This is a genomic window from Bradyrhizobium sp. (genome assembly GCF_049586575.1).
Classification (GTDB): domain Bacteria; phylum Pseudomonadota; class Alphaproteobacteria; order Rhizobiales; family Xanthobacteraceae; genus Bradyrhizobium.
In genome coordinates, this window is sequence record NZ_JBAVCF010000750.1 from 1 (window position 1) to 2,654 (window position 2,654).

At 58.5% G+C, this 2,654-nt stretch carries 5 protein-coding genes; all 5 read left to right on the plus strand.

Features of this window, described 5'->3' with window-relative positions; genetic code table 11:
• Positions 1-170 precede the first annotated feature (170 nt).
• Positions 171-686, plus strand: a complete 516-nt coding sequence (gene ldtR, locus WB528_RS27055; RefSeq protein ID WP_423892412.1) for a transcriptional regulator LdtR — start codon at positions 171-173, stop codon at positions 684-686.
• Positions 687-879: 193 nt separating this feature from the next.
• The gene (locus WB528_RS27060; RefSeq protein WP_423892413.1) at positions 880-1,110 is read left to right on the plus strand and encodes a hypothetical protein; all 231 of its coding nucleotides are present in this window, start codon (positions 880-882) and stop codon (positions 1,108-1,110) included.
• A 37-nt stretch (positions 1,111-1,147) separates the two neighbouring features.
• Complete coding sequence (locus WB528_RS27065; RefSeq protein WP_423892414.1) at positions 1,148-1,369, plus strand: hypothetical protein; 222 nt, start codon at positions 1,148-1,150, stop codon at positions 1,367-1,369.
• A 150-nt stretch (positions 1,370-1,519) separates the two neighbouring features.
• Positions 1,520-2,146 carry a glutathione S-transferase family protein gene (locus tag WB528_RS27070; protein WP_423892415.1) on the plus strand — a complete coding sequence of 209 codons (627 nt, stop codon included), beginning with the start codon at positions 1,520-1,522 and terminating at the stop codon, positions 2,144-2,146.
• Positions 2,147-2,163: 17 nt separating this feature from the next.
• On the plus strand, positions 2,164-2,654 hold a 491-nt coding region (locus WB528_RS27075; protein ID WP_423892416.1), incomplete at its 3' end, for a hypothetical protein.

The window sequence follows — 2,654 nt, forward strand, 5'->3', positions numbered from 1 at the left end:
GCAAAAAGCCCTTGTATTGCAGGCTTAATCCGCGATTCACTGTCTTAAATTCATGATCTCTTTATTCTCTTATTTAAGCTGATCTTCAAACGCACCCCTTAAGTTGAAGCTATCAGGCGGGACAAAAGTTTCGTCGAATAAGTCGCTAAGACGACAACAGGGGAAGTGTCATGATGAAAGCCGTTGCAACGGCGGTGGACGCCGTCGAGCGCGCTCCGGGGCAAACTCCGGTTCAGCCGCTCTATCTTGAAGCGCTGACGTTGGTGGAGCGGCTGCATCGCCGGCTGCTCGATGTCATCAAGGATGAATTCGATCGTCGCGGCCGCGCCGACATCAATTCGGTGCAGGCGCTCTTGCTCTATAACATCGGCGACAAGGAATTGACCGCCGGCGAGCTGCGCACCCGCGGCTATTATCTCGGCTCCAACGTCTCCTACAATCTGAAGAAGCTGGTCGAGCTCGGCTTCCTCGACCACCAGCGTTCGCGCGTCGATCGCCGTTCGGTTCGCATTCGCCTGACCCCGCAGGGCCAGGAAATCCGCCGCATCGTCGACGCTCTCTATCAGAAGCATGTCAAGACCGTGGAACAGGTCGGCGGCATCTCGAACGAGGAATTTGCGACCCTGAACAAGTCGCTGCATCGCCTCGAGCGGTTCTGGACCGACCAGATCCTCTATCGGCTCTGAGTTCTGTTTTGGCCAAGCCGGCCGTTTAAGAAGACCGGCAGCCGCAACGATCTACGAGACACTTCCCCCATCAGCGTACTGGTTCGGATTTTTCCGGACCGGTGCGCTTTTTCTTTTTTGTGGCGATTTCAGGCCCGCCGAAATGGAACTTTCGTGGGCGAACGGGCTTATCGGTGCGTATCGGAGAACGATAATGCTCGTCGAGCGCGGACTACGGGTCATGAATGTCGGGGTGGTCAGCGACGCCTATGCGATCGCCGCCGACTACCTGTGCCGGACCGGCGCCATCGTCGACAGTTTTGCGACCGACGAGCAATTGCTGACGATCATCGTGCAACTGTTCGAGCGCGGCGAGTTCAACAAGATCAGACTGGCCAACAAGGCGATCACCAGGTTCGAAGCGCTGGAAAACGAAGACGCCTGACAGATCAAATCCAGATTCACCCAAACGCGAGGGATCCATGGAAGCCGCCATCGACCGTATCATGATGACATATGAACTTCTGTTGAACCGCTCGGCTACGGCCAGCGCCGAGGCGCGCGCCAAGGTGACCGAATATGTCACGACCCTGTTTGAGGCGGGCGAGAAGGACATGCACCGGCTGACGGTGTGCGGGCTCACTTACCTGCGCGAGCTCGATGGTTCGAGCAACTCGGTCAAGGCCGGCTATACCGGGCTATAGGACCGGATTAGCGGGGCCAGCCAATTCATTGATCGCACGAGACCTTTGCGACCGAGCCGCGAGCGGAATGGTCGCCCAAGGCTGACTGCCTTTTTGCCGTCACCTCTGATAAAGCTCTGTCACCAGCGTAGATGCTTACAGAGGCCGGACATGCTCACCCTTCATCATCTGAACGACTCCCGTTCGCAGCGGATCCTGTGGCTATTGGAGGAGCTTGGGACGCCCTACGAGATGAAGCGCTACCAGCGCGACGCCAAGACGCGGCTCTCGCCGCCGGAGCTGGAGGAGATCCACCCGCTCGGCAAATCGCCTGTCATCACGGACGGCGATCTTAAAATCGCCGAATCCGGCGCTATCGTCGATTATCTCATTCGTACCTATGGCGACGGCAAGATGATGCCCAAGGCCGGAACGCCGCAGTACGAGACCTACAATGAATGGCTGCATTACGCCGAAGGCTCCGCCATGCTGCCCCTGATGCTCCACCTCTATGTTTCCAGGTTGAAGGAAGCAGGCAGCCCGCTGCATCCGCGCATCGACAGCGAGATTGCCAATCATCTCGGCTTTGTCGATGGCGCGCTCAAGGGCAGAGAGTTCTTCGTAGGCCAATCGCTGACGGGCGCAGACATCCAGATGAGTTTTGTCGGCGAGATGGCCGACGTGTTCAACAGGCTCGGACCGTTCTCCAATCTGCGCGCATGGCTGGCGCGCATGCATGCAAGGCCGGCCTTTCAGCGCTCGATCGAGAAGGGCGGCGCCTACCGTTTTGCGAAGTAATGCCGAAACTAAAAACGATGAATAGCCTTCGTCTGTTGGGATTGTTGCCGCTCTTTGCCGTTGCCGCCTGCTCGCAACCCGGTTTTCTTTCCTCGTACGCTGAGCGTAACCCGGCGCCCGCCGAGCGGCCGAATCCCGGAAGTGCGCCGCCCGACAAGTGGTCGCCGGCGCCCGATCCGGTGGATGACGAGGATTTGCCGAATACCGAACGCATCTCGAAGCTGCCGCGCAAAGTCGGGGAATGCGACGAGACCACCATCACCTCGATTACCGATCGTTATGGCGAGGACTTGACGCCCCGCGCCAAGAAAGGCTCCGATCCCGGCACCATCGTCAGGTTCTCCAATTCGGGCGTTCAAGTGTCGATGCGCCGGGAGAACCCCATTGTGCACTCCCAGGTCTTCGACAAGGTCAATATGTGCCTTGTCGAGGTGCCGAAGGAATGTCCGGGCGACATCCGCGGCCGCGTCTACCGGACCACCAATCTGCGGACCAAGGAAAGTTGGAG